Annotated in this window: 8 protein-coding genes; 4 read left to right on the top strand and 4 right to left on the bottom strand. The window is 65.8% G+C overall.

Going from position 1 to position 5,328, the window contains the following annotated elements:
• Nucleotides 1-140: 140 nt before the first annotated feature.
• From LCE31_RS36180 to LCE31_RS36195, 4 genes are all read right to left on the bottom strand, one after another.
• Nucleotides 141-350, bottom strand: a complete 210-nt coding sequence (locus LCE31_RS36180; protein ID WP_225022140.1) for a hypothetical protein — start codon at nt 348-350, stop codon at nt 141-143.
• A 101-nt stretch (nt 351-451) separates the two neighbouring features.
• Nucleotides 452-865 (bottom strand): hypothetical protein, encoded by a 414-nt coding sequence (locus LCE31_RS36185; protein ID WP_225022142.1) that lies wholly within the window; start codon nt 863-865, stop codon nt 452-454.
• Nucleotides 865-1,143, bottom strand: a complete 279-nt coding sequence (locus LCE31_RS36190; protein WP_225022144.1) for a hypothetical protein — start codon at nt 1,141-1,143, stop codon at nt 865-867. Before LCE31_RS36190 ends, LCE31_RS36185 begins: the two co-directional genes overlap by 1 nt.
• Nucleotides 1,143-1,961, bottom strand: a complete 819-nt coding sequence (locus LCE31_RS36195; RefSeq protein ID WP_225022145.1) for a hypothetical protein — start codon at nt 1,959-1,961, stop codon at nt 1,143-1,145. The genes LCE31_RS36190 and LCE31_RS36195 overlap by 1 nt, the downstream gene beginning before the upstream one ends.
• 348 nt (nt 1,962-2,309) lie before the next feature.
• Between LCE31_RS36195 and LCE31_RS36200 the strand changes: the two genes are divergently transcribed.
• From LCE31_RS36200 to LCE31_RS36215, 4 genes are all read left to right on the top strand, one after another.
• Nucleotides 2,310-2,654, top strand: a complete 345-nt coding sequence (locus LCE31_RS36200; RefSeq protein ID WP_225022146.1) for a putative quinol monooxygenase — start codon at nt 2,310-2,312, stop codon at nt 2,652-2,654.
• Nucleotides 2,651-3,916: a helix-turn-helix domain-containing protein gene (locus LCE31_RS36205; protein ID WP_225022147.1), complete on the top strand. Its 1,266-nt coding sequence runs from the start codon at nt 2,651-2,653 to the stop codon at nt 3,914-3,916. The genes LCE31_RS36200 and LCE31_RS36205 overlap by 4 nt, the downstream gene beginning before the upstream one ends.
• Nucleotides 3,917-4,151: 235 nt before the next feature.
• Nucleotides 4,152-4,418: a hypothetical protein gene (locus tag LCE31_RS36210; RefSeq protein ID WP_225022148.1), complete on the top strand. Its 267-nt coding sequence runs from the start codon at nt 4,152-4,154 to the stop codon at nt 4,416-4,418.
• 134 nt (nt 4,419-4,552) lie between these two features.
• A partial coding sequence (locus tag LCE31_RS36215) for a hypothetical protein (RefSeq protein ID WP_374118672.1) occupies nt 4,553-5,328 on the top strand: 776 nt, incomplete at its 3' end.

Consider the following 5,328-nt stretch of genomic DNA (forward strand, 5'->3'; position numbering starts at 1 on the left):
TGATCCGCGACGGAGCGTACTACCAAGCCACACCACCGGTCACGGCCGCGGCTTGACAACGTCATTGGGAAGTCTCCTGTCGTTTGGTCGGTGCGAGGTCGAGGTCTCAGAGCTGGTTGGGTTCGAGGGAGAAGGCGCGGTCAGGTGTGGTTGATGCGCCACGTCCCGGCCTGGAGTTCGTTCAGCTCGTCCAGGGCGTTGTCGACGTTGCGGGCGAGACCGGCGGCCAGTTCGCCGTCGTTGGGGGTTCGCTGCTGGGCGCCGTGGTTGGCGGCAATGTCGCGGGTGATGTCGTTCTTGATCTGGGCGTCGGTCATGGTGTTGGCGAGGAAGCGGCGGGCGTTGGACACGGGATGCCTTCCGGGTTGGAGTGGTTGCCTGGTGGGGGTGCGTGTCCTCGTCGGCTTTGAGGCGTACGCCCGGGTTCGGCGTGACGAGGACTGGCCGACTATCAGTGGGGCCACTTGCCGGACTGCTTGTTCCGCTCGTCGTTCTTGCGACGCAGGTCTTCGTCCACAGATCCGCACCTCCCCTCGGGCCTGTCGAGGTGTGCAAGGGCAGCGGCTACATGCGCTCGCTCGGGCCAGAAGTAGGTAGCGGCCTCCGCGAGGTGGCCTTCCTTCGCGATGTCGTCCCGGCGAGGGTGACGGTGGAGGGCGGCGGTAGTGGTGAGGTCGCGGACGGCGAGGCCGATCGCGGACACCAGGTCCGTGCCCTGCCCGCCAGCGAGCGTGTGCAGGAGCGTCTGCCGCTCCGAAACCGTCAGATCCGACCCCGCGACGACCGCGAGACCGTGCCGGATCATGTCGATACCGGGATGCACACCAGCAAGGTCATCCAGCAGGTCGACCAGGTCATCACCCATCACTCGCCGTCCGATCCGGCCGGGCGGAACGTGGCGCCGTCCCACGTGCCGTTCGGGAGCGGCAGGTCATCGTCGGCGCCGTCGTCCAGGATCCGTACGTCAGTGACCCCGCCGAAGAACGAGTCGAAGGCCTGCACTACCCGGGGGGCCGAAACCCACAGGTACCTGGCCGCCTCCACCTCACCGATCAGCGTGTCAAGGTTGAGGAGCAGGTTCGTGTACGCCTCGTCGACCGCGTCACGCAGCTCGACCGGGTACGGGAAGCCGGATGCCGTCATCACGCCACCCCGCAGAGACCGGTCAGCGAACCCAGCGACGGACGGCCAGCTACACGCCAGTCCTCCTTGCAGGAGCGGCACAGCAGCGCCTGCACACCCTCAGCGTCGACCGCCGCAGACAGAAGCGAGCCCTTCAGGGCGTCGACCTGGCACTGCATGCATGCCATCCCGAACTCGCGGCAGAGCTGCTTACGCCTCGACCGGCGCTCCTTGATGACTTCCGTGACCCCCTGGGAGAAGGACACGAAGCCCACCGTGCCGGCGTCCGCGCTCCCCCACTCCTCGCGGGTCGCGGGCGCCACCGCCTGGAAGACGTACTTGCCGTCCGGACGCAGGGCCGCCCGAGCGACGACCGGTACGCCCTCGAACAGGTCCTCCAGGTAGTCGACATACGTCGTAGCGGCCACCCAGGAGATCGACTCGCCCGTGCGGAGCTGGAACGTCCCGGAGACCTTCTTCAGGTCGGTCAGGCGGCCACGCGACGTGACCCGGCCGAGGATGTCTGTGAAGACCGGCCGCACCGTGAACTTCTTCGACACGGGCACGTTCTGCGCCAGTACCTGCTTGGCGAGGTCCACGACGGGCTTCTCGACCAGCTCGGTGGCCGACAGCGACGCGGCGATCCGCGCCCGGTTCAGTCGGGCCAGCGTCTGGTTGTACTCACGCGTCAGGTTCTCGAGTTCCTGTGCCGTTCGCCGCGCGGCAGCTTCGGCAGTCGCAATGTTCGCGACATGGGACTGGTCGGGGCGCTTCCGGTTGAGGATCTCTCCGGGCTGCGCGGTGAACGGGTCCGCGAGGTTGATCGGCTGGAACGTCATCACGACCTCCTGAAACGCGAGATCGTGTTCTTGACGTCGCGCCGCTCGAAGGTGGAGATCGGACGCTGCGGGGCCGGCGTGTCCGTCGGCGTCGGACGGGGAGTCGGGGACTGGGTGGGGATGGCCCCCGTAACAGGTGTGCGATCCTGATCCATGTGGATCTGGCCTCCTGGTTGCGCAGGTAGGAGTAGGTCTGCATCGAGGGCCTGGCGGTAGGACGCCGGGCCCTTTTTGCTGCCGCCGTCCTGGCGACATGAACGAAGCTACCCGAACTTCTAGTGCGACACAACCACATCTTCAATTTTTAGGTTCGACTAGAACTTTCACTCGTAATGTGAGACTGTGCCCATGGCCAATCCAGGAGGATCGATGACCCGCGGATACGCACTCCACGTGCGCTTCACCACCCGCGACGCCGACTCAGCTGCACAGTTCGACGCCTTGGTGGAACGCACTATCGAGGGCATCCGCAGCGAGCCGGGAACGCTGGTGTACGTCGTGCACGTCCCGAAAGACGAACCGCTAGTGCGCGTCTTCTACGAGCTGTACGCCGACCCGGACGCCTTCCAAGCGCACGAGGACCAAGCGCACACGAAGGCGTTCCTGCAAGAGAGGGAGCAGTACCTGACCGCCACCGAAGTGACCTTCCTGTACGAGAAGGCCGGTAAGCGGCCCGACAGGGAGGACACATGAGTAAGCCCACGGCCAAGCGGGACGTGGACCCAAGAGATGCCGCATTTGGCGCCCGAGTCGCTGAACTACGCAAGGCGGCCAAGATGACCCAGCAGCAGCTGGCGTCTGCGTTGAACGGCCGCTCGTCCGGGTGGATGTCGCAGGTCGAGCGTGGCATCCAGCCAGTACGCAGATTCGATGTTCTTCAGGAGATCGCCGACGCCCTCGGGGTCTCGACGCAGGTCTTGGACCCGAACGTTCCCGTTCACCCGCACAGTGCGCCGGATGCTGTGCCAGCCTCGAACGATCTGGACGGCGCGCGGACAGTGATCTCCGGGCATCCGGCGATGGGCGCGCTGCTGGGGTCGGAGAGTCTGAGTTTGACTCCCCTGCCAGAGCTGGGCGATCAGGTTCAAGAAGTGTGGTCGCTTGCTCATCAGGGGCGGCATTCCGAGATCAGCAACCTTGTCGTTGATCTGGTGCCAGAGCTGGAACAGGCAGTGCGCACCGTTCCGGCAGAGGAACGCCAGGTCGCATACAGGCACCTGTCTCTGGCCTACCAGGCGCTCTCTGCGGCCTTCTCCCGACAGGGCGACGCTAGCGCTTCATGGACCGCAGCGGACCGCGGTATGTCCGCTGCGGAGATGTCTGGCGACGTCTACCTCGTGGGTGCCAGCGTATTCCGGATGGCTCACGCGTTCGTCCGCCTGGGTCTGCGCGAGCAGGCCGAACACGCGGTGACAGACGCCATCGGGGCACTGGAACGCTACGACAGCTCTCATGACGATCTGCCCCCAGAGGGCTACTCGGTCCTTGGCTCGCTCCACCTGGTCAAGGCTTTGGTGCACGCGCGGTCCAGTCAGCGCGCGGAGGCTCGTCAGGAGATCGCCCTTGCTCGGCAGGTCGCCGAGCGGCTGGGCGAGGACCGAAACGACTACGACCTTGAGTTCGGACCCACGAATGTCGCCATCCAGGCCGTCTCCACGGCGGTAGAACTGGGGGACGCCGGCGAGGCGGTCGATTTGGGGCACGCCATCGATGCTGACTCTCTCTCGCCGGAACGGCGCGGGAGGCTGTTGATGGACTTGGGGCGAGCGCACGCGCAGCGGCGCCGAACTGGCGACGCGGTCGCCTGCCTGCTGCGCGCGGAGGAAATCACTCCGGAAGTCGTCCAGAATCACGACGCGGTCAGGAAGGCCGTCCGCGAGCTGATGCTCGTGGAGGGCTCGAAGGCGTCGGCTGAACTCAAGGGGCTCTCGGATAGAACGGGAGCGATGGAGTAGGCGATGAGAGAGACAGACGCGATGCGTAGCCCGCCGTTGTAGAGCGGCAGCCCGGTTCATCAGGCCGGGCAGCCGCCCCCGCGACCGCCCGTCCCTGCGAAGAAGCCGACGGTCGCGGACAGGTCCACCCAGCTAAGTGCGGAGCCCTGCCATGAATGACCATATGGCTTTACGCGCCGCACGTAAAAGTCACTGCGGAGCAGCCATGCCCGAACACCCTCAACATCCCCCCGTCGTGACCTTCGCGTCCGGCGCGCGACTCCTCGCCGACCTGGGCATCGACCCGCACGCGACAGCCGACACGGTCCGCTACATCGCGCAGACCCGTTCCGACTGGCCCTTCGGGGACCCGGGAGAGGGGCGCCCGTACGAGTACATCTGGGTCTCTCGCGCCCGCACGATGGAGACCAGACCGTTCCTCAAGTACTTCCGGGAACACCCGCCGCCGCCCGGGACCAGGGGCCCGGACAGGAAGCCACGGCAGCCCCGACGACGCTCGTGACGAGCCCACACCAGGCCCGCGACGGGCCGAAAACACCAGGGGAACACCGGGCCGAATGCCCGATAGCTTCGGATATGCCGAAGGCCGGACGGGTTCGCAACCCCCCGACCGGCCTTCGAAGCACAAACAGCGAGTTGACGCTCGCTGATCCAACCAAACGATCCACCAGAAAAGAGGTCGTCCTCAGTGAGGATCGTACCCGGTATCAGGCCTTCGGCAACAAGCACACGAAGAGTGATGGTCCGCACGCTTGGCGTCGTTGGGGGTGCGCGATGACTCAGGTTCCCGAGGGCGAGCACCTAGAGGTCCGTGAGACGTTCAAGCTTGCGTCTGAGTTCGCTCCGCATGTGACTGTCACCGAGGAGACCTTCTTCTCCCACGGCTGGCAGCCTCTCACCATCAGTGTCCTGCAATCCCTCTGGTTCCTTCCGGCTGACGCGAGCTTCGATATTCCGTTCCTCGTCGATTGGTACGGGCGGTTGGGATGGAAGGGCGCCAACGGGAAGCCGCTCGGCGCGCCGGTGGTTCGCCGAGAGATCGGTCTGATCCGGGAGGCTGGCTACGTCACGATGAGCCGGCTGCGTGGCGAGGGCGGGCAGGCGGTGGGCATCCAGTACGCCGTTTCGCAGCGACGGATCGACCAGCCAGAGGGTGGTCCCTGGCTTCCGGCGATTCCCGGTGGGAGCCAAACCAGCAGGTCGCGCCATGTGTGGCCATTGCCCACACATGGTCGATCCCCACACGTGGGCAATGGGAAGCAGGCCAGCTCAGACCACGTGCTGCCATTGCCTACACCTGGCGAATCGCCACACGTGGCGGATGGGTCAAAAGAGCAGGTCGCGCCACATGTGGCCAATGGGGTTTGGCCCCCCCCCCCCCCCCCGGGCGGGCGCTATTACAAAAATCCGAG

The organism is Streptomyces sp. 8L, assembly GCF_020176795.1.
Taxonomy (GTDB): Bacteria; Actinomycetota; Actinomycetes; order Streptomycetales; family Streptomycetaceae; genus Streptomyces.